The sequence below is a fragment of the Delftia sp. 11MD genome (assembly GCF_050907895.1).
GTDB lineage: Bacteria > Pseudomonadota > Gammaproteobacteria > Burkholderiales > Burkholderiaceae_C > Comamonas > Comamonas tsuruhatensis.
In genome coordinates, this window is the sequence record NZ_CP194333.1 from 3,011,024 (window position 1) to 3,032,944 (window position 21,921).

Annotated in this window: 19 protein-coding genes; 8 read left to right on the plus strand and 11 right to left on the minus strand. The window is 68.3% G+C overall.

The genetic code is table 11. From position 1 onward, the window contains the following. The first annotated feature begins 89 nt into the window (after positions 1-89). The 3 genes from ACRSCF_RS13690 to ACRSCF_RS13700 all read left to right on the plus strand — a co-directional run bounded on the left by ACRSCF_RS13690 (position 90) and on the right by ACRSCF_RS13700 (position 4,866). Complete coding sequence (locus ACRSCF_RS13690) at positions 90-1,976, plus strand: propionate--CoA ligase (protein ID WP_244388127.1); 1,887 nt, start codon at positions 90-92, stop codon at positions 1,974-1,976. Positions 1,977-2,142: 166 nt separating this feature from the next. Then, positions 2,143-3,531, plus strand: a complete 1,389-nt coding sequence (locus ACRSCF_RS13695; RefSeq protein ID WP_065346582.1) for a phosphomannomutase/phosphoglucomutase — start codon at positions 2,143-2,145, stop codon at positions 3,529-3,531. A 15-nt stretch (positions 3,532-3,546) separates the two neighbouring features. Then, the gene (locus ACRSCF_RS13700) at positions 3,547-4,866 is read left to right on the plus strand and encodes a 3-deoxy-D-manno-octulosonic acid transferase (protein WP_244388129.1); all 1,320 of its coding nucleotides are present in this window, start codon (positions 3,547-3,549) and stop codon (positions 4,864-4,866) included. A 57-nt stretch (positions 4,867-4,923) separates the two neighbouring features. Here the strand turns inward: ACRSCF_RS13700 and ACRSCF_RS13705 are convergent, their stop codons facing one another. From ACRSCF_RS13705 to ACRSCF_RS13750, 10 genes are all read right to left on the minus strand, one after another. Beyond that, positions 4,924-5,337 (minus strand): type II toxin-antitoxin system VapC family toxin, encoded by a 414-nt coding sequence (locus ACRSCF_RS13705; protein WP_034365897.1) that lies wholly within the window; start codon positions 5,335-5,337, stop codon positions 4,924-4,926. A gap of 11 nt (positions 5,338-5,348) precedes the next feature. Continuing rightward, positions 5,349-5,609 carry a type II toxin-antitoxin system Phd/YefM family antitoxin gene (locus ACRSCF_RS13710; protein ID WP_012205786.1) on the minus strand — a complete coding sequence of 87 codons (261 nt, stop codon included), beginning with the start codon at positions 5,607-5,609 and terminating at the stop codon, positions 5,349-5,351. Between the two features lie 91 nt (positions 5,610-5,700). Then, positions 5,701-7,122, minus strand: a complete 1,422-nt coding sequence (locus ACRSCF_RS13715; protein WP_034365894.1) for a sensor histidine kinase — start codon at positions 7,120-7,122, stop codon at positions 5,701-5,703. A 2-nt stretch (positions 7,123-7,124) separates the two neighbouring features. Continuing rightward, positions 7,125-7,802, minus strand: a complete 678-nt coding sequence (locus ACRSCF_RS13720) for a response regulator (RefSeq protein WP_034365891.1) — start codon at positions 7,800-7,802, stop codon at positions 7,125-7,127. Between the two features lie 370 nt (positions 7,803-8,172). Beyond that, entirely contained in the window at positions 8,173-9,648 is a 1,476-nt protein-coding gene (locus ACRSCF_RS13725; RefSeq protein WP_244388132.1) for a TolC family outer membrane protein, read from the minus strand. A 90-nt stretch (positions 9,649-9,738) separates the two neighbouring features. After that, positions 9,739-10,086: a rhodanese-like domain-containing protein gene (locus tag ACRSCF_RS13730; protein ID WP_016447089.1), complete on the minus strand. Its 348-nt coding sequence runs from the start codon at positions 10,084-10,086 to the stop codon at positions 9,739-9,741. A gap of 77 nt (positions 10,087-10,163) precedes the next feature. Then, complete coding sequence (locus ACRSCF_RS13735; protein ID WP_034365888.1) at positions 10,164-10,874, minus strand: protein-L-isoaspartate O-methyltransferase family protein; 711 nt, start codon at positions 10,872-10,874, stop codon at positions 10,164-10,166. Between the two features lie 43 nt (positions 10,875-10,917). Continuing rightward, positions 10,918-14,145, minus strand: coding sequence for an efflux RND transporter permease subunit (locus ACRSCF_RS13740; protein WP_244388134.1), 3,228 nt, complete (start codon positions 14,143-14,145; stop codon positions 10,918-10,920). 2 nt (positions 14,146-14,147) lie between these two features. After that, positions 14,148-15,389: an efflux RND transporter periplasmic adaptor subunit gene (locus ACRSCF_RS13745; protein ID WP_244388135.1), complete on the minus strand. Its 1,242-nt coding sequence runs from the start codon at positions 15,387-15,389 to the stop codon at positions 14,148-14,150. Further along, positions 15,386-16,084, minus strand: coding sequence for a TetR/AcrR family transcriptional regulator (locus tag ACRSCF_RS13750; RefSeq protein ID WP_013802244.1), 699 nt, complete (start codon positions 16,082-16,084; stop codon positions 15,386-15,388). Before ACRSCF_RS13750 ends, ACRSCF_RS13745 begins: the two co-directional genes overlap by 4 nt. Before the next feature lie 146 nt (positions 16,085-16,230). On the opposite strand from ACRSCF_RS13750, the gene msrA reads away from it, so the two are divergent. The 5 genes from msrA to ACRSCF_RS13775 all read left to right on the plus strand — a co-directional run bounded on the left by msrA (position 16,231) and on the right by ACRSCF_RS13775 (position 20,754). Next, positions 16,231-16,767 carry a peptide-methionine (S)-S-oxide reductase MsrA gene (gene msrA / locus ACRSCF_RS13755; protein ID WP_034365886.1) on the plus strand — a complete coding sequence of 179 codons (537 nt, stop codon included), beginning with the start codon at positions 16,231-16,233 and terminating at the stop codon, positions 16,765-16,767. Between the two features lie 148 nt (positions 16,768-16,915). Beyond that, positions 16,916-17,371 carry a transcriptional repressor gene (locus ACRSCF_RS13760; protein WP_016447083.1) on the plus strand — a complete coding sequence of 152 codons (456 nt, stop codon included), beginning with the start codon at positions 16,916-16,918 and terminating at the stop codon, positions 17,369-17,371. 48 nt (positions 17,372-17,419) lie between these two features. After that, positions 17,420-17,740, plus strand: coding sequence for a hypothetical protein (locus ACRSCF_RS13765; protein WP_016447082.1), 321 nt, complete (start codon positions 17,420-17,422; stop codon positions 17,738-17,740). 209 nt (positions 17,741-17,949) lie between these two features. Continuing rightward, positions 17,950-18,318: a hypothetical protein gene (locus tag ACRSCF_RS13770; RefSeq protein ID WP_223275282.1), complete on the plus strand. Its 369-nt coding sequence runs from the start codon at positions 17,950-17,952 to the stop codon at positions 18,316-18,318. 237 nt (positions 18,319-18,555) lie between these two features. After that, the gene (locus ACRSCF_RS13775) at positions 18,556-20,754 is read left to right on the plus strand and encodes a TonB-dependent receptor domain-containing protein (protein WP_126311415.1); all 2,199 of its coding nucleotides are present in this window, start codon (positions 18,556-18,558) and stop codon (positions 20,752-20,754) included. Positions 20,755-20,789: 35 nt separating this feature from the next. Here ACRSCF_RS13775 and ACRSCF_RS13780 read toward each other — a convergent pair whose 3' ends face one another. Further along, the gene (locus ACRSCF_RS13780; protein ID WP_244388137.1) at positions 20,790-21,851 is read right to left on the minus strand and encodes a tyrosine-type recombinase/integrase; all 1,062 of its coding nucleotides are present in this window, start codon (positions 21,849-21,851) and stop codon (positions 20,790-20,792) included. Positions 21,852-21,921 lie beyond the last annotated feature (70 nt).

Below are 21,921 nucleotides of genomic sequence, written 5' to 3' on the forward strand. Positions count from 1 at the left end.
GTGCAGGATTTGTCAGCTTTGGGCAAGCGCATTATGAATAATTATGAATTCAGAAGCCGCCAATCCATGACAACGACAGGAGACAGACAATGGCCCCGCGTTTCGACGATTTCCACCGCCGCTCCATCCAGGAGCGCGATGCCTTCTGGGCCGAGCAGGCCGGCCGCATCGACTGGCATGTGCCGCCCCAGCGCATCTGCGACTATGACAACCCGCCGTTCGCCAGGTGGTTCGTGGGCGGCCAGACCAATCTTTGCCACAACGCCGTGGACCGGCACCTGGCCGAGCGCGCCGACCAGAATGCGCTGATCGCCATCTCCACCGAGACCGGCACCGAGAAGGTCTATACCTACCGCGAACTGCATGCCGAGGTGCAGCGCATGGCCGCCGCGCTGCAGTCGCTGGGCGTGCAAAAGGGCGACCGCGTCCAGATCTACATGCCCATGATTGCCGAGGCGGCCTTTGCCATGCTGGCCTGTGCGCGGCTGGGTGCCATCCATTCGGTGGTGTTCGGCGGCTTTGCGTCGGCGGCGCTGGCCTCGCGCATCGACGATGCCGAGCCCAAGGTCATCATCAGTGCCGACGCGGGCTCGCGCGGCGGGCGCGTCGTGGCCTACAAGCCTTTGCTGGACGAGGCCCTGCAACTGGCCAGCCACAAGCCAGCTGCCGTGCTCATCGTGGACCGTGGCCTGGCGCCTGCGCCCATGCGCGCCGGCCGCGACCACGACTGGACCAGCCTGCGTGCGCTGCACGCCGACGTCCAGGTCGTCTGCACCTGGGTGGAATCCACCGACCCCAGCTACACGCTCTACACCAGCGGCACCACGGGGCGCCCCAAGGGCGTGCAGCGCGACACGGGCGGCTACACGGTGGCGCTGGCCGCCAGCATGCCGCTGATCTTCGGGGCCGAGGCGGGCCAGACCTTTTTCTGCACCAGCGACATCGGCTGGGTCGTGGGGCACAGCTACATCATCTATGGGCCCCTGATCGCGGGCATGGCCACCGTGCTCTACGAGGGCCTGCCCATACGCCCCGACGCGGGCATCTGGTGGAGCATCGTGGAGAAGTACCGGGTCACCCACATGTTCTCGGCGCCTACGGCCATCCGCGTGCTCAAGAAGCATGATGCCGAGTACCTGCACCGCCACGATATCTCCAGCCTCAAGGCGCTGTGGCTGGCCGGCGAGCCGCTGGACGAGCCCACGGCGCAGTGGATCAGCCAGGCCCTGGGCAAGCCCATCATCGACAACTACTGGCAGACCGAGACCGGCTGGCCCATCCTCACGCTGTGCAACGGCGTGGAGCAGCAGACCACGCGCTTCGGCAGCCCGGGCAAGGCCGTCTATGGCTATGACGTCAAGCTGATCGACGAGGCCACGGGCGAGGAACTGCTCGGCGCCGGGCAAAAGGGCGTGCTGGCCATCGAAGGGCCGCTGCCACCGGGCTGCATGCAGACCGTCTGGCGAGACGACCAGCGCTTCATCAACACCTACTGGAAGAGCATTCCGGGCCGCATGATCTACAGCACTTTCGACTGGGGCATACGCGACGAGGACGGCTACTTCTTCATCCTGGGCCGTACCGACGACGTGATCAACGTGGCCGGCCACCGCCTTGGCACGCGCGAGATCGAGGAATGCATCTCCGCCCACCCCCAGGTGGCCGAAGTCGCCGTGGTCGGCGTGGCCGATGCGCTCAAGGGCCAGGCGGCGCTGGCCTTTGCCGTGCCGCGCACGGCGCTGGAAGGCGACGCCGAGCGCGCGGCTCTGCAGGCCGATGTGATGAAGCTGGTCGATGCGCGGCTGGGCGCCGTGGCCCGGCCCTCGCGCGTGGTCTTCGTCAGTGCGCTGCCCAAGACGCGCAGCGGCAAGCTGCTGCGCCGCGCCATGCAGGCCGTGGCCGAGGGGCGCGACCCGGGCGACCTCAGCACCATGGAAGACCCGGCTGCGCTGGCCCAGGTGCAGCAGCAGCTGTGAGGCAGGGCGCGCGGCGCAACCGCTTTCAGCCGGGGTGATGTGCGCCGGCGCCCGTGCCTGCCGCGCCTACAAGCCTGCCGCGCCTACAATCGCGGCTTGGGCCGCAGCCGGGTCAGGTTCCGGGCTGCGGCGCCCTGTTTTCAACCGACGAGAAAGCGTTTTCGACGTGCAGGTCGCATCTTCCATCTTCAAAGCCTATGACATCCGCGGCATCGTGCCGTCCACGCTCAACGAGGAGGTCGCGCTTGGCGTGGGCCGCGCCTTCGGCATGGCGGCCCTGGCGGCTGGCGAGACCGTGGTGGCCGTGGGACGCGATGGCCGCCTGTCGGGACCCTCGCTGTCCGCGGCGTTGATCGCCGGCCTGACCGAGGTCGGCATCGAGGTGATCGACATCGGCCTGGCCACCACCCCCATGCTGTACTACGCGGCCAGCACACTGGCGCGCTCGGGCATCCAGGTCACGGGCAGCCACAACCCCAAGGACTACAACGGCTTCAAGATGGTGCTGGCCGGCCGCGCCATCTACGGCGAGGAAATCCAGGCGCTGCGCCGCCGTGTCGAGAGCGACGACTGGACCCTGACGGGCACCGGCAGCGTGCGCCGCGCCGATGTGCAGGCCGACTACCAGGCGCGCATCGTGGGCGACGTGAAGCTGGCGCGCCCCATCAAGATCGTGGTGGACTGCGGCAACGGCGTGGCCGGGGCCTCGGCGCCCGGCATCTTCCGCGCCCTGGGCTGCGAGGTGATCGAGCTGTTCTCCGAAGTGGACGGTGAATTCCCCAACCACCATCCCGATCCCAGCAAGCCCGAGAACCTGCGCGACGTGATCGAGGCGCTGCGCACCTCGGACGCCGAACTGGGCCTGGCCTTCGACGGTGACGGCGACCGCCTGGGCATCGTCACCAAGGACGGCCAGAACATCTTCCCCGACCGCCAGATGATGCTGTTCGCCAAGGACGTGCTCTCGCGCGTGCCGGGCGGCAGCATCGTCTACGACGTGAAATGCACGCAGCGCCTGGCGCCCGCCATCCGCGAGGCCGGGGGCGAGCCCGTGATGTTCAAGACCGGGCACTCCCTGGTCAAGGCCCGCATGAAGGAACTGGACGCGCCGCTGGGCGGCGAGATGAGCGGCCACATCTTCTTCAAGGAGCGCTGGTACGGCTTCGATGACGGCACCTACGCGGGCTGTCGCCTGCTGGAGATCGTCAGCCGCGAGGCCGACCCCAGCGCCTTGCTCAACGCGCTGCCCACCAGCTTCTCCACCCCTGAACTGAACGTGGCCTGCGCCGAGGGCGAGCCCCATCGCCTGGCCGCCGAACTGCAGGCCCTGGCCGCCGAGACCTTTGCCGCACCGGCCCAGGTCAGCACCATCGACGGCCTGCGCGTGGACTGGGCCGACGGCTTCGGCCTGATCCGCGCCAGCAACACCACGCCCGTGCTGGTGCTGCGCTTCGAGGGCCAGACCCAGGAGGCGCTGTCGCGCATCGAGGCGCAGATGCTGGCGCTGCTGGAGCGCGTCAAGCCCGGCGCGCAGGTTGGCGGCGCCGCGCACTGATTTGCGCGCCAGGCGATGACTTCACGCTCTCCCACGTCCTGGGCGCGCGCGCTGTACAGCGCCGTGACCTGGGCGGCGCAGCCGCTGCTGCGCCGCAAGCTGCTGCGCCGCGCCGAGGCCGAGCCCGTCTATGCCGAGCACATTCCCGAGCGCTTTGGCCGCTACCAGCCGGCCACGCTGGGGCAGGACGGACGCGGCCGGTGGATCTGGATCCATGCCGTATCGCTGGGTGAGACGCGCGCTGCCGCCATCTTGCTGACCGCGCTGCGCGAGCGCCTGCCCGGTATGCGCCTGCTGCTGACCCATGGCACGGCCACAGGCCGCACCGAAGGCCGCCGGCTGCTGCAGCCCGGGGACCTGCAGGTCTGGCAGCCCTGGGATACCCCAGCGGCCGTGCGCCGCTTCGTGCAGCAATTCCGGCCCGCGGTCGGCGTGCTCATGGAGACCGAAGTGTGGCCCAACCTGGTCGCCATCTGCCGCGAAGAAGGCGTGCCGCTGGCGTTGGCCAACGCACGGCTCAGCGACAAATCACTGGGCCAGGCGCTGCGCGTGGCGCCGCTGGCGCGGCCCACCTATGCTGCCCTGGCCGCCGCCTGGGCGCAGACCGAGGACGATGCCCGACGCCTGCGCCTGCTGGGTGCGCCCGTGCGCGGCGTGCTCGGCAACCTGAAATTCGATGCGCGTCCGGACGCTGCGCTGCTGGAGTGCGCCCGGCAATGGAAGTCCGGCCTGTCCCGCCCTGTGGTGCTGCTGGCCAGCAGCCGCGAGGGCGAGGAGGCCATGCTGCTGTCCGCCCTGCGCACGCTGGGGCCGGCAGGCCGGGCCGTGCAATGGCTGGTCGTGCCGCGCCATCCGCAGCGCTTTGACGAAGTGGCGGCGCTGCTGGCTGGCGGCGGCCTGCATGTCTCGCGCCGCAGCCAGTGGGTGGGTGGCCCGCCCTGCGGGGCTGCGGCGGATGACATCGACATCTGGCTCGGTGATTCGCTGGGCGAGATGGCCCTGTACTACGGCCTGGCCGACGCCACGCTCATGGGCGGCAGCTTTGCGCCGCTGGGCGGCCAGAACCTCATCGAGGCCCTGGCCTGCGACTGCCCCGTGGTGCTGGGGCCGCATACCTTCAACTTCAGCGAAGCCTCGGACCTGGCCTGCGAAGCCGGCGCCGCGCTCCGGGCGCCCGACATGGAGCACGGGCTGCGCCTGGCCGTGGACCTGGCCGGGGACCGCCAGTCCCACGCCCATGCCGTGGCCCAGGCACGCGGCTTCCTGGACCAGCATCGCGGGGCCGCACAGGCCACGGCGCAGGCGGTGGCCGGGCTGTTGCAGTCGCTCGCCTGATCCTCCTGTGCCAGGGGTGGGCAGGCAAGACTGCGCAGTAAAAGGGCTTTTGCCCGTTCAGCGAAAGGGCGACTCAAAGGGGTTGACAAGCGCCACGCCAAAATTCGTGAAGTCGCGAATGTTGCGTGTGGCCACGACCAGCCTGTGGCGGATGGCCGTGGCTGCAATCATTGCGTCCTCATACAGCGCATCGGAGCGCCCGTGCATCAGCCGGGCCCAGATGCGGAAGGTCTCGGCATCCATCGGCAGCACGTTGTAGGAGGCGGAGACCAGATCTGCCCAGCGTTCGATTTCCTGGGCCTTCTCAGCATCCTGTTGCCGGGTCAGCTCTATGCCCGCCTGGATTTCGCCCAGGCTGACCGCGGACAGATGGAGCTCCGGCTCAGGCAGGGATTGAAGCCAGGCCAGGACGGCTCCGTGGGGCCTGGGGCGCCGCAGCTCTGAAATGATGTTGGTGTCCAGCAAATACATTTCTGGCGCACTCAGTTGGCGGGTTCGATGGGCCTGCGGTGTGCCAGGCCGCGCGGCGGGATCAGGAGGTCTGCGCGGCCCACTTCCGAGAGCAGCAGTTCCTTGAGCGAAGCAGGTTCGGCAGCGGGATGCAGGCGGCGCCACTCTTGCATCGGAACGAGCACGGCAGTGTCTGCGCCACGCCGGGTCAACACTTGCGGGCCATCGGTCAGGCAGGCTTCGAGAAGCTCGTTGAAGTGGTCTTGGGCATCTTGCACAGGCCAGGATTTCATGATTGCGCTCCTTCGCTCACGGGTTACGGGCCCAGTCTAGTTCCTGGACTGTTGGCTCTGCAATCCTGGGCCCATGCACGCATCAAGGGCCCTATCCTTCCTGCAGCACCGGCAGGCTCACACTCGCCAGCAGCCCGCCATCCTCCGCACTGAGCAGCTCGATGCTGCCGCCGTGCCGCTCGGTCACGGTCCTGGCGATGGCCAGGCCCAGGCCGCTGCCGCTCTGGCTCTGGTCGGGTACGCGGAAGAAGCGGTCGAAGACACGCTGGCGCCAGGCCTCGGCGATGCCCGGGCCACGGTCGCGCACCTGGAGCACGGCCCGGTCGTCCTGGCGCTGCAGGCGCACGCTGATGGTGGCGTGCGCGGGGCTGTATTTGATGGCGTTGTCCACCAGGTTGTCGATCAGCGAGACCAGGCCTTCGCGTTCGCCCATCACGCTCAGTGGCTCGCTGGCGTCCAGGGCCAGTTCCACCGGGCGCCGGCAGGCCAGGGCGTCGAGTGCGGCGAGCCGGTCCTCCAGCAGCAGGTCCAGGCGCAGCGGCTGCATGGCCATGCCGGGCGCTTCGGTCTCGCTGCGCATGAGTTGCAGCAGTTGGGCCACCATGCGGCTGGCGCGCTGGTTGCTGCGCAGCAGGCTGTCCATGAGTTCCTGCTGGCGCGGTTCGCTGCCAAGGCGCAGCAGTGCCTCGACGTTGACGTGCATGGCTGCCAGCGGCGTGCGCAGTTCGTGGGCTGCATCGGCAATCAGGTTGCGCTCGCGCTCGCTGCTGGAGCGCACGCGGGCCAGCAGGGCGTTGATGTCCTGCACCAGCGGCCGCAGCTCGGCGTGTGGCGGCGCATAGGTGAGCGCGCTGAGGTCGTCGGGGCCGCGCGTGGCCAGCTCGTCGCCCACGCGGCGCAGCGGGCGCAGCGCCGCGCGCACCGACCACCAGGCAGGAAAGGCCAGGAAGGGCAGGCTGATCAGCAGCGGCAGCAGGTAGTAGCTGCGGGTGTTGAGGGTGATCAGCACTTCCTTGAAGGACGGCAGCATCAGCGTGACTTCGGTCTGGCCCGAGGCCGAGCGCAGCGTGCTCATGCGCCAGGTCTGCCCTTCGAAATCTATGTCCTCGACCGTGTCCAGCACGCGGTTGCGCAGCGTGGGCGCCGGCGTGGGCGAGCGGTACAGGAGCTGGCCGCGCTGCCAGACCAGCAGCGTGGGCGTGAAGCGGATGTCGTCGTCTCCGTCGCCGTACTCATGGCGCAGGGCCGTGTCCAGCGCGGCCAGGCTGTGCTGCTGGCGGTCCGGAAGGTCGGCCAGGTCCTCGGCCACAGCCATGACGAGCTCGTAGACAGGCTTGCTGACGAGCAATTCATTGTGGAAGTGGGCCATGTAGATGGCTGCCACCAGCAACGCGGTCCAGATCGCGGTGAGCACGCCCATCTGGGCCAGCAGCATCCGCCGGCCCAGTGTGGGCCGCAGCCAGCGGCGCCATCTCGGGCTGGCCTGGTGCCCCTGCAGGGTGTGCGATGTCATGGTCAGGACAGGGGTGCCATCGGCTGCGAGTCGATGACATAGCCAATGCCGCGCACCGTGCGTATGAAGCCCGGCCCGATCTTGCGGCGCAGGTTGGAGACATGGACCTCCAGCGCATTGCTGCCGTTGGCGCTGCCGCCCGGGATGACTTCCTCCTCGATGCCGCTGCGCGTGACCACGCGGTCCATGCGCCGCAGCAGCAGGGCCAGCAGGTCGAATTCGCAGCGGGACAGCTCGACGTTCTGGCCTGCAACGCTGACACGGCGCGTGGGCTCGTGCAGCGACAGGCCGCGCAGATGCAGCGTGCCGTCGCCCTGCCCATAGCTGCGGCGTGCCAGGGCGCGCACGCGTGACACCAGTTCGGCCAGGGCAAAGGGCTTGACCAGATAGTCATCGGCGCCGCTGTCCAGGCCGTGCAGCCGGTCGTGCAGGCTGTCGCGTGCGCTCAGGATCAGCACGGGCAGGCGGCGCCATTCGCGGCGCAGGCGCGTGAGCAGGCTGATGCCGTCGCCATCGGGCAGGCCCAGGTCCAGCAGCACCATCTCGAAGCTGTGCTGCTCCAGCGTACGCAGCGCATCGGACAGGCGGCGCACCCAGACCACGTCCATGGCGTGATCGCCCAATGCGATGCGCACGCCATTGCCCAGATCCAGATCGTCCTCCACCAGCAGCAGTCTCATCGTGTGTTTCCTGTGCCGCTCCCATGCCGCGGACCGGCGCCTGCGGGAGGGCTGCCGCGAGTATCGGTCAAGGCGGGGACGATGCGCTTCAGCATCCCTTCAGGAAAGCCGGGGCAGGTCTTCAGGCTGGTTTGCCACAGTGGCCCGCTCGACAACTCCCACGAAGGCAAGGCGCGCATGCCAAGACTCTCCCGCTGTTCCTTGCTGAGCCGTCTGGCGGTGCTGTGCGCGCTGGCTGCCTGGATGCTGGTCGTGGCGGGTTTGCGTGCCTCGGCTTTGCCAGAGCACAGGGCTGCTGCGCCAGGCGCGCGGCCTGCGGCGGCCGGGCATCAGCCCGGGGCACTGCCGGCCGTGCGGGCGCTTCAGGGATTCAAGGGGCTGGCGCGCGGAGCGACAGCGCATCGATGGCGCGCAGGTCGTCGTCGCTGAGCGTGCCGGCGGCCTGGCGCAGCTTGAGCTGGCCCAGCAGCACCTGGTAGCGCGCCAGGGCCAGGTCGCGCTGGGTCTGGTAGAGCTGGCTTTGCGCGTTGAGCACGTCGATGTTGATGCGCACGCCGACCTCGTAGCCGAGCTTGTTGGCGTCCAGCGCGCTTTGGCTGGACGCCAGCGCGGCCTCCAGCGCCTTGACCTGGGCCTGGCCCGACTGCACGCCGAAGAAGGCCGTGCGCGTGCTCTGCTCCACGTTGCGCTGGGCGTCGTCCAGCTGTGCGCGCGCCTTGTCTTCCAGCGCCAGGGTTTCCTTGATGCGGTTTTGCACGGCAAAGCCGGCGAACAGGGGCAGATTCATGACCACGCCCACGCTGGCGGCATTGGTGCGGTAGCTGGTGCCGATCTGCGGCGTGACCGAGCCATTGGGATAGCGGTTGACCACGTAGCCGGCCTGCAGGTCCACGGTGGGCTTGTGGCCGGCCTCGGCTTTCTTCGTTTCCAGCTGGGCGATGTCCAGCGCCAGGCGGGCCTGGCGCAGCTGGGGCTGGGCTTGCAGTGCGGTGTCCACCCAGGACTGGGCATCGGCGGGCATCAGGGCCGGCAACTGCAGCGGCTGGGCCAGGGGGCGGGGCACGGTGCCCACGGCGCCAACGATCTGGTCCAGCACCAGGCGCTTGACGCGCAGATCGTTCTCAGCGGCGATTTCCTGCGCGCCGGCCAGATCGAACCGGGCCTGGGCTTCGCGCGAGTCGGTGATGGTGGCCGTGCCGACCTCGAAGTTGCGCTTGGCAAATTCCAGCTGCTGAGCAATGGCGGCCTTCTGTGCCTTGACCACGGCCAGGCTGTCCTGGGCGCCGAGGACATCGAAGTAGGCCTGGGCCACGCGAACCAGCAGGTTCTGCTCGCCGCTGTCCAACTGGGCGCGCGCCACGTCCATGCCGCGCTGGCCCTGGTCGTAGGCGATCTTGTTGGCCGGGCGGTACAGCGGCTGCTGGGCGCTGAGCTGCAGGTTCTGCTGGGGGGAGCGAAAGCTTCCCGGCAGCACGCTGACTTCCACATGCGAGGTGTTGGCACCGGCCTGCAGACCCACGCTGGGCAGCAGGCCCGAGCGCGCCTGCTCGGCGCGGCTGGCGGCGGCCTGGGCGTCGGCCTGCTGGGCCTGCCACTGGGCGTCGTAGCCGCGGGCCTTGGCCACCAGTTCGGACAGGTTCTGGCCCGAGGCCGCAGAGGCTGTCAGAGAGGGCAGGGCAGACTGCGGGGCCGCAGGGGCGGGCGCAAGGACGGCTGGGGCAGGAGCCTGTGCCAGGGCCGAGCCCATGCCCGCCGCGCACAGCAGCAAGGCCATGTGGCGCAGGGGCCAGGCGTATGGGCGGGTCAGGGCGGAAGCGACAGGGGCAAGGGGCCGAAGCAGGGGCATAGAGGTCCTCGAATCAAAACACAGTCGTCACGAAGCACCGGGGACGGCGGGTGTGCCGCCGTGTCCCGGGTTTCTTTTGCGTGTTGCCGCTCAGTAGCGCGGCACGCCTGGGTCGCGCTCGCGCGACCAGGCATCGATGCCTCCGCTGATATTGGCCACGGTCTCGAAGCCGTTGTTCATCAGGAAGGCAGCGACATGCATGCTGCGTGCGCCGTGATGGCACAGGCAGGCTGTGGGGTGATCCGGATCGAGTTCCTGCAGGCGCGAGGGAATCTCGCCCATGGGGATGCAGCGCAGCTCGAAGCCCTCGGGGCGTACGCTGGCCTGGGCCACTTCCCAGGGCTCGCGCACGTCCAGCACCAGGGGCAGGGCATCGGAGCCGCTGGAGTGCTGGGTCAGCCAATCGTTGAGTTGCGCGGGAGGCACTTGGGGAAGCATCGGAAAGATCCTTGCGGAATGGAATGGGGTTGCGGCAGCGGCCATGGTCCTGCGGGCATCGGCCGCTGCAGCGGGTTTCAGAACGTGAAGCGCGAAGGCTCTTCGAAATTGGCCAGGCGGGCGGTCACCACGTCCCAGGGCTGGCTCGTCTCGAACTGGTGGCCGTTCTTGCGCACCAGCGTGAAACGCATCATGGGCAGCTGGCCGACGATGGCCGCCAGGCGGCCGCCGTCGTTGAGCTGGGCCAGCAGGGCCTGCGGCACCTGGGCGACCGAGCCGCTGAGCACGATGGCGTCGAACTGGCCCAGGGCAGCCGCTGCCGTGGCGCCATCGGCCAGCTTGACCTCGGCATTGGTGATGCCGGCGCCCAGCAGGTTCTCGCGGGCCATCTCGGCCAGCTCGGGCACGATCTCCAGTGTCACGACTTCCTTGGCCTGGGCGGCCAGCAGGGCGGCCATGTAGCCCGAGCCGGCGCCGATTTCCAGCACGCGGTCGGTGGGCTTGATCTTCAGGTCCTGCAGCATGCGGGACTCGATGCGCGGGGCCAGCATGCACCAGCCCTTGGCGGCGGCTTCCTCGGCCGGGGCGACCAGGGGGATTTCCAGGTCCATGAAGGCGAGGCCGGCATGCTCGGGCGGCACGAAATTCTCGCGGTGCACCTTGCCCAGCAGTGCCAGCACTTCTTCATCAAGCACGTTCCAGGGGCGGATCTGTTGCTCGATCATGTTGTAGCGCGCGTGCGCTTGGGCGCTGTGGTGTTCGGGCAGGCTGTTCAGGGGCAGGCTCATGGGGTATCTCCGGAGAAAGACTTGTCAGGACAAACCTTTGATTCTACGAGTCTCGCGGCGGGGTGGGGGCGCTGGCGGCGCCTTGGCCGGGTGCCGCGTCGTGCCGGTTGCCGTTCCACAGGCGCCGCAGCCACTGGGAGAAGTCGTCAAGGTAGCAATAGACCACGGGCACGACCACCAGGGTCAGCAGCGACGAGGTGACCACGCCGCCGATAACCGACTGGCCCATGGGCGCGCGCTGCTCGGAGCCTTCGCTGAGCGCGAAGGCCAGGGGCACCATGCCGAAGATCATGGCCAGCGTGGTCATCAGAATGGGGCGCAGCCGCACGCGTGCTGCCAGCAGCAGGGCCTGCTCGCGCGGCAGGCCGTCGCGGATCTGGCCGGTGTCCGGGTCGCTGTGCGGCCCGCGCGCGCGGATGGCGAAGTCCACCAGCAAGATGGCGTTCTTGGTGACCAGTCCCATGAGCATGACCACGCCGATGATGGAGAACATGGACAGGGCCGAGCCGAACATCATCAGCGCCAGCACCACGCCGATCAGCGTCAGCGGCAGCGAGGTCATCAGCGCCAGCGGCTGCAGGAAGCTCTTGAACTGGCTGGCCAGGATCATGTAGATGAATATGATGGCCAGCGCCAGGGCGGACACCGCATAGCCGAACGATTCGTTCATGCTCTTGGTGGCGCCGCTGAACTGCGTGCGGTAGCCGGGCGGCAGGGCGATGTCGGCCAGGGCATTGCGGATGTCGGCCGAGACCTCGCCGCTGGAGCGCAGGTAGACGTTGCCGCTGAAGGCTACTTCGCGCGTCATGTCGCGGCGGTTGATCTGGCTGGGGCCGGTGGCGGGCGTGACGGTGGCCACCTGGTTCAGCCGCACGATGCGCATGCCGCCGTCGCCCGAGGTGGAGGGCAGGGCGAAGGGCAGGCGCTCCAGGTCCTGGGTCGTGCTGCGCGACTCGGGCGCCAGGCGCACCTTGACGTCATAGGTCTGGTCGTCGCTGGCGCGCCAGTTGCCCACGGTCTGGCCGGCCACCCAGGTGCGCAGCGCCGCTGCCATGGAGCCTACCGACAGGCCCAGGTCGGCGGCCGCATCGCGCCGCACGGTGATGTCGATCACGGGCTTGTCGGGCTTGAGGCTGCTGTCCAGGTCCACCAGTCCGGGAATGCCGCGCAGGCGTTCCATCACGACGCGGTTCAGGCGCTCCAGCTCGCCCAGGTCCGGGCCCTGCAGCGAGAATTCGACCTGTTTTTGCCCGCCCACTGGCTCGCGCTGGCCCACATGGGTGACGGTGATGCCGGGCACGCTCTGCAGCTGCTCGCGCAGCACGCCCGAGAGTTCATCGCCGCTGCGCTGGCGCAGGTGGCGGTCCAGCAGGCGGATGTAGATGCTGGCGTATATCTTGCCCTGGGCCGTGCCGGTGTTGATGGTGGCCAGCGTGTAGCGGACCTCGGGCAGGGCGCGGATGATGGCATCGACCTGGCGGGCCTTGGCCTCCGTGGCCTCGATGGACGAGCCCACGGGTGTGTTGAAGCTCACCGTGGTTTCCGAGAAGTCGGCCTTGGGCACGAATTCCGTGCCCAGCAGCGGCACCAGGAAGATGCTGGCCACGAAGATGGCCAGCGCCGCCGCCAGCGTGGTGATCTTGTGGCGCAGCGCCCAGCCCAGCACGTCCTGGTAGAAGTGGGATAGCGAGTCGGTAGCGCGCTCGAACCAGGCCGTGACCCGTCCCAGCGTGCGGTCGTAAAGGCTGTTGCCGCGCTTGTCGCCATGGGCGTGGATGGTCGGGTCATGCCAGACGCTGGAGAGCATGGGGTCCAGCGTGAAGCTCACGAACATGGAGATCATCACGGCCGCCACGATCGTGATGCCGAATTCGTGGAAGAACTTGCCGATGATGCCGCCCATGAAGCCGATGGGCAGGAACACCGCCACGATGGACAGCGTGGTGGCCAGCACGGCCAGGCCGATCTCCTGCGTGCCGTCGAGCGCGGCGGCGTGCGCGTCCTTGCCCATCTGCACGTGGCGCACGATGTTCTCGCGCACCACGATGGCGTCGTCGATCAGCAGGCCCACGCACAGCGACAGCGCCATCAGCGTGATCATGTTGATCGAGAAGCCGAACCAGTACATGAACAAAAAGGTGCCGATCAGCGCAATCGGCAGCGTCAGCCCCGTGATCACCGTGGAGCGCCAGGAGTTCAGGAACAGGAAGACGATGAGCACCGTCAGTGCCGCGCCCTCGATCAGCGTCTGGCGCACGTTGTTGACGGCCACGCGGATGGGGCGGGCGCTGTCGGCAATCGGCTCCAGCCGCACGCCTGCCGGCACTTCGGCGGCGATCTCGCGCAGCGTGGCGTTCAGGCCGTCCACGACTTCGATGGTGTTCTCGTCCTGGGCCTTCTGCACGGACAGCAGCAGGGTGCGGCTGCTGTTGTACAGGGCCACGGTCTCCAGTTCGCCCGCGCCGTCCTGCACGCGCGCCAGCTGGCCCAGCCGCACGGGAGCGCCGCCGCGCTGGGCGACGATGATGCGCTCGAAGTCCTGCGGGCGCTTCATGCGTGCGTCGATCTGCACCACGCGCTCCTGCTCGCGCGAGCGGATGGCGCCCAGCGGCAGGTCCTGGTTCTCGCTGCGCACGGCGTTCACGATCTGGTCGGGCGTGATGGCATAGGCTTCCAGCGCCTCGGGCTGCAGGTAGATGTTGATCTCGCGCGGGGTGGCGCCCACCAGGTTGACGGCGCCCACGCCGCGCACGTTCTCCAGCCGCTTCTTGAGGACCTGGTCGGCCCAGCTGGTCAGCGCGACGGCGTCGGGCGCCTTGGCTCCGGCATCGGCCTGGGGCAGCACGGCCACGGACCAGATGGGCGAGCTGGCCGGATCGAAGCGCAGCACGCGCGGCTCCTTGACCTCGTCGCGCAGGGTGGGGCGCACCGAGGCCACCTTCTCGCGCACGTCTTCGGCAGCGCGGCGGCCATCGACATGCAATTGGAATTCGATGATGACGACGCTGGTGCTCTCATAGCTGCGCGAGGTCAGTGCGTTGATGCCGGCAATGGAGTTGACGCCTTCCTCGATCTTCTTGGTGACCTCGGACTCCACGATCTCGGGCGAGGCGCCCGGATAGTCCACCGTGACCACGACCACGGGGAAGTCCACATTCGGGAACTGGTCCACCTTGAGTCGCTGGTAGGAAAACACACCCAGCACCATGAGGGCCAGCATGAGCATGGTGGCGAACACAGGGTTGGCCAGGCTGACGCGCGTGAACCACATGGTCAGCGGGCTCCGGGGGCTGGCGCAGCCTGGGGCTGCGGGGCCTGCTGCATTTGCTGCATCTGCACCGCCGTGCCTGCGCGCAGGCCGCCCACACTGCCGGCCAGTACCCTGTCACCGGCCTGCAGGCCGCTGGACACGGCGATCCAGGTGGCGCCATCCTGCGCGCTCTGGCTGCCCAGCGTGACCGGGCGGTGCTGCACGCGCAGCAGGCTCTTGTCCGCATCGGACTCGCCCGCAGGCTGCAGCAGCTGCACATAGGGCTGGGGCTGGTCGGTGCGCACGGCGGTCAGGGGCACGGCCAACTGTTCGGTCTGCCCCGTGACAATGCTGCCCTGCAGGTACAGGCCCGGGCGCACGATGGGGATGGATCTGCCGGCGGCGCCTGCGTTGAGCGGTGCAGCCTGCACACGCAGATAGACGGCCACGCTGCGCGAACCTGCCTGGGCGCTGGGGTTGATGCGCGCCACGCGCGCGGGCACGGCGGCCACATCGTCGCCCGCGCCCTGGACCTGCAACTGGGCCTGCTGGCCGACCTGCACGCGCACCGAATCGGCAGGCGCCAGTTGGGCCACGACTTCGAGGTCGGACGGATCGACGATCTCCAGCACCCGCGTTTCCACGCCCACGCGTTCGCCGTCCTGCACCAGGCGCTGCGCGACCTGCCCGTCCATGGGACTGCGCAGCACGCTGTCGGTCACGCTCTTGCGGGCCACATCGGCGGCGGCCTGGGCGGCGGCCAGGTTGGCGCGTGCGGCGTCGAGGTTGGATTGGGAGGTGGCCAGCGCCGTGGTCGAAATGAAGCCTTGCGTGACCAGGGCCTGGTTGTTGTCGTGCTGGCGCTGGGATAGCTGCAGCTGCGCCTGGGCCGCATCGGCCTGCTGGCGGGTCTGGCGCCAGCGGGCCTCGACCTCGGTGGCGTCCACGCGGGCCAGTTCCTGGCCCTTGCGCACGCTGTCGCCCTCGCGCACCTGCAGGCCGCGCAGCTCGCCGGCCACATAGGCCTTGACCACGGCGCTGCGCACGGCCTGCACCACGCCGCTGACGGGCACGGTCAATTGCAGCTGGCGCGGCTGCAGCGGCACCACCTCCTGCGGACCCACGCGCACCGGCATCTCGCGCGGCTGGGTAGCTGCGGCGATGGCGCTTTGCTTGCTGTGCCGGGTGGATGCGGCGCGCCATACGCTGGCGCCGATGGCGATCAATAAGGCCAGGCCGATCAGCCAGCCGGTGCGACGCTTCATGGTGTGGGCGGGGAGGAGGGTGGTGTGGTGGCTGCAAGGGGCTGGCACATGCCATGCAGCAGGTAGTCGATCTGGGATTCCAGAAACTGCTCGGGATCGAAGTCGCCATGGGGCAGGCAGCCGCCCAGCGAATGCTTCCAGATCATCAGAAACATCATCGGGGCGACCACGCAGTGCACGGACAGGTCCAGATCCATGGGCCGGAACTCGCCGCGCTCGACGCCGCGCTGCAGGATGCGCCGGATCAGCTCATGGCCTGGAAGAACCACTTCCTGATGGTAGAACTGAGACAGCTCGGGAAAATTGCCCGCCTCGCTGAGCATGAGCTTGGTGATGCCCGACGCCTTGGTGCTGCCGATGCGTTCCCACCAGGACTTGAAGCAGTAGCGCAGCAGATCGGTTGAAGGCGCGCAGTAGTTGTCGAGCTCTTCGCTCCACTCGCCGAAGCGGCCCGCGATGCTGTGGCGCACCACGGCCTTGAAAAGCTCCTGCTTGCTAGCGAAATAGAGGAACAGCGTGCCCTTGGAGACCCCGGCGCGGGCGGCGACTTCTTCGACGCGGGTGGCGGCGTAGCCCTTTTCCACGAAGAGGTCGAGCGCCGCTTCCAGCAACTCGCCGGGACGCTCCTGCTTGCGGCGGCTGCGCTTTCCGGAGGGCTCGGCGGGGGCGGGTGAAGAGGCGGGGGAGTCGGTCACGGAAAATTAATGACTGATGGGTTAGTTATCGTAACCGCAGAACCGTTCGTCGTCACCTGGCTTGTGCATGGGCTAACCTGTAGGAGCGACGGCCCGCATGCATTGCGTGTGGTCATTTTTTCGATTTCTTCACAGAAAAGGCGCATATGGCGACTGAAACCATTTATCTGGGCGGCGGCTGTTTCTGGTGCACCGAAGCCGTTTTCGTCCGCGTGCGCGGCGTGAGCGACGTGCAAAGCGGCTACGCCAATGGCGATCTGGACGATCCCAGCTACGAAGACATCTGCACCGGGCAGACCGGCCATGCCGAGGTCATCCGCGTGCAGTTCGACCCTGCTGTGATTCCGCTGCGCGACCTGTTGACCGTGTTCTTCGGCACGCACGATCCGACCACGCTCAACCGCCAGGGCAACGACGTGGGCACGCAGTACCGCAGCGCGATCTACACCACGAATGACCATCAGGCGGAGGTCGCACGTACGCTGATCTCCGAGCTGGCCCAGGCGGGCGCGTATGACGCTCCCATCGTGACCGAGGTCCAGCCCCTGGCCAGCTACTGGCCCGCAGAGGACTATCACCAGGACTACTTCCTGAACCATCCCAGCCAGGGCTACTGCGCCTTCGTGGTGGGGCCCAAGGTGCAGAAATTCCGGGGTGCCTTTGCGCGCTGGGTCAAGCAATGAGCCCAGGTGGGCGGGTTGTGTAAGCGGTTGTGATTTGCGGGCATAATGCAACCCGGTTGCGATAACGGTGTCCTGTCGCGCTCTGCAGCCCGCTCTTGCATTGCCCATGTCATCGCCGACTCCCTCCCCCTTGCTCTTGCCTTGCGGCATGCGTTCGACCCGTGCCACGCGGGCCGTGCTGGCGCTGTGGGAGGCGCGCGCCGATGCGCTGTTGAGCGAGGCGGATGTGGAAGCCGCCCTGCATGCCCAGGGCGTGCAGGTCAACCGCGTCACCGTCTACCGGCTGCTGGACCGGCTGGCCGCAGCCGGCGTGTTGCGCCGCAGCGTGGATGCGGCACGCGTGGCCCGGTACGGCAGGCCCCTTCAGGGCGCGGCCTGCGAAGGCGACGCCGCTGCGCACTTCGAGTGTGCGGATTGCCACAGCGCCTTTCGTCTGGGCGGCGAGGCAGGCGGGGGCGGTGAGCAACTGCAGGCCGCCTTGCTGCAATTGCGGCAGGCGCTGGCAGCCAGCGGCCTGCAGGGCCAGGCCATCGATGTGTCGGTGACGGGGCGGTGCCAGGTCTGCAGCGGCACCGGGCACTCCCGGAATGATCCGTCCGTGTGAGGTGGCCGTCTTCCCCTTTTTCTCTTGCATAGCCCTTCAGGATCTCGCATGACTTTTTCCCCCTTCCGTTCCGTTTCCCTGATCCTGGCCGCTGTCTTTCTGGCCGCTGCGGCCCAGGCGCACGATCACGGCCAAGACCATGACCATGCCAAGACCCCGGCGGACGCCAAGGCACAGGGTGGCCCGGTGCAACTGGATGCCCATGCCCGTGCCGACATGGAGCGCCACCGCTCGATGGCCAAGGCCCACGAGGCCGCCGCACAGTGTCTGGCGGCAGGGCGTGACCATGCGCAATGCCACAAGCAGCTGCAGGCCGACTGCAAGGGCCTGGCGCTGGGCAAGTTCTGCGGCATGCGCCATGCGCATTGAGCGCGGCATTGCCCGCCGTGCACTGCTGTGAGCAGTCGCCCGTCTTTGTGACGGGATGCTGGAACCTGCCCCGCCAATTGGCGCATACACTCTGCGCTGCCTGACCCGCTCCTGATTCATCCATGCCCTTCAAACTCCCGAGTCGCCACTCGCCTGCGCCCGCCTCACGGCTTGCGTTGCGCGGTGCCGTGCCGAATCGGGGTTGGCTTTTGGCCTGGTTGCTGGTCTGGTCCATCGCACTGGCGCCGTTGCTGGGCCAGATGCACCGTGTGGTGCATGCTGGCGGCCTGGCCTCGGCCACGGCCCATGGCCCGGTCGAGGTGGTGGCCACCTCCTGCGCTGCACCCGTCGACTGGGTGCATGCGCTGTTCTCGGGCCACGGCCCGGCGGACTGCCAACTGCTGGACCAGTTGCACGAAGGCATGGCGGGGCCACCGCCCGCCGTGGCGCTGCCGCCTTTCTGGGGCGAACAGGCCGAGCCCGCCCAGCCGCCCATCGTGCGCGATGGCCGCGTGCTGGCGGCTTTCTTCGATGCGCGTGGTCCCCCGCATCCCATCACTGCCCGCCTGGCGGCTTGAACCTTGGGCGGCGGCGCTGCATGCGCCCGCCCATTGAAGCTGTTTGCGCGCGCCTTCCTGCATTGCACGCAAGAGGCGCTGTGCCCAGGTTGGACAGATCCTGAATGCATATCCGATCGGATGGCTGCGTGCGCCTGCATGGCGCACCCCGGTTGTCCGTTTCCGACGCCATTTTTTGCAGCGCCCGCATTCCCACGTCCCCGGGGCCGTGGCCGGCCGCTGCCGGGAAGACCAGTGATGAGAGTGACAACAAAGCAATACCACCAGGACGCCAAGGTGCAGGGGGAGAGGATGAAGCTGCGCCCGCTGCTGCAGCAACTGCTGCTGGCGGGCGTGCTCGGCCCCGCGATGGCAGGGCTGGCCATGGCAGCAGAGCCTGCGGAGGCTGGAGTCGCCGCCGCGCCCGGAACTGCCACCGGCGCCCAGGCGGATGCCCCGCGCAGCGACACGCCTGTGCTCAATGAGGTGACGGTCAAGGCCAGCGGCCTGGGCCTGACCTCGGCCGATATGTCCACGCCAGCCACGGTGCTGGAAGGCGATGTGCTGACGCTGCGCCAGGCCGCCACGCTGGGCGAGACGCTGGACGGCGAGCCCGGCATCCACGCCAGCCATTTCGGTGCGGGCGCAAGCCGCCCCATCATCCGCGGCATGGACGGCCCGCGCGTGCAGATCCTCAGCGATGGCTCGGAGCTGCATGACGCCTCCACCATCAGCCCCGACCATGCCGTGGCCAGCGAGCCCATGCTGGCCACGCAGATCGAAGTGCTGCGCGGCCCTTCGGCGCTGATCTACGGCGGCGGCGGTGCCATGGGCGGCGTGGTCAACATCCTGGACGACAAGATCCCCACGTCCATTCCCAAGAACGGCATCACGGGCTCGGCCCAGCTGCGCGGCAGCACGGGCGCGGGCGAGACGGCCGGCGCGTTCTCGCTGACGGGCGGCGCGGGCCAGCTGGCCATCCACGCCGAGGGCATGGCGCGCGATGCCGGCGACTACCGCGTGGGCAGCGGCTGGGCGCCCAACGGCCAGTCCCAGGGGCGCGTGGGCGGCAGCTTCAACCGCACGGATACGGGCAGCCTGGGCCTGTCCTGGATCGGCACGCAAGGCTACCTGGGCCTGGCCTACACGCGCCAGACCGCGCGCTATGGCCTGCCGGGCCACAACCACAGCTTCGAGGGCTGCCACACCCATGGCGACCATCTGCACTGCGGCGGCCATGACCACGGCGACGAGGACGGACATGACCATGGCGACGAAGAACACGATCACGACCATGGCAGCGTGCCGGTGGTCGACCTCAACAGCGAGCGCTGGGATCTGCGCGGCGAATGGCGCAATCCGACGGCAGGCATTGCGGCGTTGCGCGTGCGCGGCGGCTGGACCGACTACCGCCATGACGAGATCGAGGACGGCCAGGTCTCGACCACCTTCAAGAACCGCGCCCATGACCTGCGCGTGGAGGCCGAGCTGGAGCCCATCGCCGGCTGGCGCGGCGTCATCGGCCTGCAGACCGTGCAGCGCAAATTCAGTGCCGAGGGGGAGGAGGCCTATGTGCAGCCCACCGAAACCCGCCGCAACAGCATCTACCTGCTGGAGGAATACCGCTGGCAGGACTGGCGCTGGCAGGCTGCGCTGCGCCATGAGCGCCAGACCGTGGATGCCCAGCAAAGCGGCATCTCGCGCAGCCACAGCGGCACATCGTTCTCGCTGGGCTCGGTGTGGAAGTTCACCCCGGGCTACAGCCTGTCGGCCTCGCTGACGCAGGGCAACCGCCTGCCCACGGCCGAGGAGCTGTATGCCAATGGCCTGCACATGGCCACATCCACCTATGAGCGCGGCAATCCCGACCTCAAGCGTGAACGCTCGCAGGCGCTGGACATAGGCCTGCGCAAGACCTCGGGGGACACCACGTTCAGCGTCAATGCCTTCCACCATCGCGTCAAGGGCTATATCTATGGCGCCACGCTGGACGAGCATGACGGCCTGCAACTGCTGCAGTACACCCAGGCCGACGCACGCTTCACCGGCGTGGAGGGCCAGGTGCGCCAGAAGCTGTCGCGCCAGTGGGGCGTGACCCTGTTCGGTGACGCCGTGCGTGCGCGGCTGGAAGACGGCTCCGCCTTGCCGCGCATTCCCGCGGCGCGCGTAGGCCTGCGCGTGGACACCTTCTACAAGGGCTGGGATGCCCAGGCCGAGTGGGTGCAGGTGCTGCGCCAGAACCGTGTCACCGCCTACGAGACCGAGACGGACGGCTACGGCATGCTCAACCTCTCGGCCAGCTACACGCTGCGCACCTCGGGTGGCACGCCCTGGCAGTTCTTCATCAAGGGCAACAACCTGACCAACCGCCTGGCCTTCGCCCACACATCGTTCATCAAGAACGCTGCGCCGCTGATGGGGCGCAATATCACCGTGGGCGTCAAGGTGTCGTTCTAAGGCGGGTTGCCCGCGCTGCGCTCCCGCGCCGTCTGCTACAGGTAATGCTGCAGATGGCGCAGGGCGCGTGCGCTGTCGACGCCTATCCACTGCACCACTTCGGTCTCGGCACGGCCCGCGCGCAACCACTGCACGATGGCCGTGTTGCGCAGCACCTGCGGCCCGACCCGGTGCAGCGGCGCCTTCTGGGCAGAAGCGGGCTGGGCCGCATGGGCACGCTGTATCAGCTGCGAGGCCACATGGAACAGCACGCGCACCGACAGCGGCTGCCCCTCGCGCGAATAAAAGACCGTGGCACCGGGTTGAACGGCCTCCGGCCCGCGCTGGCCGGCGCTGAAGCCTTTCCAGTCCTGCAGCGCCTTCACCACCGTTTCCGACAGATCCAGCGTGCGCTGCTGCGCGGCGCGTGCGCCATCGATATGCAATTGACAGGGGAGGCCATCGCCTGGTCCTGCGCATTGCACATCGCGCCAGCACAGGCCGCGCACCTCCTCGGGCGCCAGCGCCAGTTCGTACAGCAGCAGCAAGATGGCGCGGTCGCGCGCCGACTGAAAGCCGTCGGCCATCGGTATGTGGCGGGGCAGGGCATTCCACAGCGGCGCGGGAAGGCAATGGCCCTGGCCGTCTTCGGCAGGGGGGCGCTCCTGCGGCGCCAACCCTGCGGCGGGATTGGCGCTGACCCAGCCGTGGTCCAGCGCATGGTCGTAGATGCGTTCCAGCAGGCGCCAGTAGCGCCTGCGCGTGACCTCGCTGATGCGGCGGCCGGGCTGGTGGCCCGACAACTGGCCTTCGCGCGGGCGCAGGAAATTCTGGACATCCACGGCGGTGGCCTGTTGCCAGGCGCGGGCCTTTGCGTTGACTTTGCCTTTCGGCGTGGTGGGGGAGGGGGGACTTTCTCTGGCTGGCATGCCCGCATCGCCCAGGCTGCGCAGCCAGGCACGCCATACCTTTTCGTAGCCGCTGTCGGGCGCCGTGTCCAGGGCATCCCAGCCCTTGGTGCCCTCGGTTTCCAGCCAATGCCGGAACAGGGCCAGTCCGTCGGGGACAGTGGACGGCGGCTTGCCGGCAGCGGGTGCCTGGGATGGTGATGAAGTCATGGGCGTCGAGAGCAAAACGAATCAACCAATAGGGATGTTCAATGTAACTTACATGAAGTTGAGTGGCAAC